The sequence below is a fragment of the Pseudomonas sp. NPDC087346 genome, from assembly GCF_044744235.1.
Lineage (GTDB): Bacteria > Pseudomonadota > Gammaproteobacteria > Pseudomonadales > Pseudomonadaceae > Aquipseudomonas.
This window is the reverse complement of sequence record NZ_JBIUXX010000176.1, coordinates 1-1,228: the sequence shown is the minus strand read 5'-3', so window position 1 is coordinate 1,228 and position 1,228 is coordinate 1. Positions and strand designations below refer to the sequence as shown.

Annotated in this window: 2 protein-coding genes; both read right to left on the bottom strand. The window is 57.4% G+C overall.

Translation table 11 applies throughout. The features are described from left to right. The coding region (locus tag ACIOZM_RS31885) for an NADH-quinone oxidoreductase subunit C (RefSeq protein ID WP_401221668.1) at window positions 1-474 on the bottom strand (474 nt) is incomplete at its 3' end. A 72-nt stretch (window positions 475-546) separates the two neighbouring features. Further along, window positions 547-1,221 carry an NADH-quinone oxidoreductase subunit B family protein gene (locus ACIOZM_RS31880; RefSeq protein WP_103306792.1) on the bottom strand — a complete coding sequence of 225 codons (675 nt, stop codon included), beginning with the start codon at window positions 1,219-1,221 and terminating at the stop codon, window positions 547-549. Window positions 1,222-1,228 lie beyond the last annotated feature (7 nt).

The following is a 1,228-nucleotide window of genomic DNA, read 5'->3' as shown; positions in this document are numbered from 1 at the left end:
GGTCGGCGGCATCATGATGCGCGACAGGTGCGGGTGGCCTTTGAAGTCGATGCCGAACATGTCCCAGACTTCACGCTCGTACCAGTTGGCGTTCGGCCAGATACCGGTGACGGTCGGCAAGCTCAGGTCGCTCTCGGACAAGGCAACCTTGATCATCACGTCACTATTACGTTCCAGCGACATGAGGTGGTAGAACACGGTGAACTCGGCGTCACTCGGCAGCCCTTGACGCTTGGTGCGCAGACGCTCGTCCACGCCGTGCAGGTCATAGAGCATGACGTACGGCTTGGGCAGGTTACGCAGGAAGGTCAGGACTTCGACGAGTCTGGCGCGGGCAACCCAAAGCACCGGCATGCCGGTGCGAGTGGATTGCGCAGTGAATGCTTCGGCGCCAAAACGGTTGTTCAGTTCGACGACCACATCCTGGTCGTCTGCCTTGTAAGGCGGGATGTACAGAGCGCTGCCTGTAGTCATGGTTATTTTTTCGCTTTCGGTCAACGTAAAGAATGAAGCCAGCTTCTCGTCTTTATTAAGGACAGATCTGGATCAGACTTCGTCAGGGCTGCGCAGGTTAGTGACTGCGATTCGCTGTTCGCGGCGCTGTTCCTTTTGCGATGGCATGTCGGCGCGATAAACGCCTTGATCACCAACGACCCAGGACAGTGGGCGACGCTCCTGGCCAATCGATTCCTGCAACAGCATCAAGCCTTGCAGAAATGCTTCTGGACGGGGCGGGCAGCCAGGCACGTAGACGTCAACCGGCAGGAACTTGTCCACCCCCTGAACCACGGAGTAGATGTCGTACATGCCACCGGAGTTGGCGCACGAGCCCATGGAGATAACCCACTTCGGCTCGAGCATTTGCTCGTAGAGACGCTGAATGATCGGCGCCATCTTGATGAAGCAGGTACCGGCGATAACCATGAAGTCGGCCTGACGCGGTGATGCCCGGATGACTTCGGCGCCGAAGCGCGCGATGTCGTGGGGCGCCGTGAAGGCAGTGGTCATTTCCACGTAGCAGCAGGACAGGCCGAAGTTGTACGGCCACAGGGAGTTTTTACGCCCCCAGTTGACCGCGCCGTTCAGCACGTCTTCCAGCTTGCCCATGAAGATGTTTTTGTGGACTTGATCTTCTAACGGATCGGAAACGGTTTCCCGTTCGCCAATCGGATATTGCTCGTTAGGAGCATCGGGGTCGATCCTGGTGAGATTGTATTGCATTGCCAAA

Coding starts and splice junctions, on each gene's coding strand:
- ACIOZM_RS31880 (WP_103306792.1), bottom strand. CDS start 1,221: ATGCAATACAATCTCACCAGGATCGACCCCGATGCTCCTAACGAGCAA.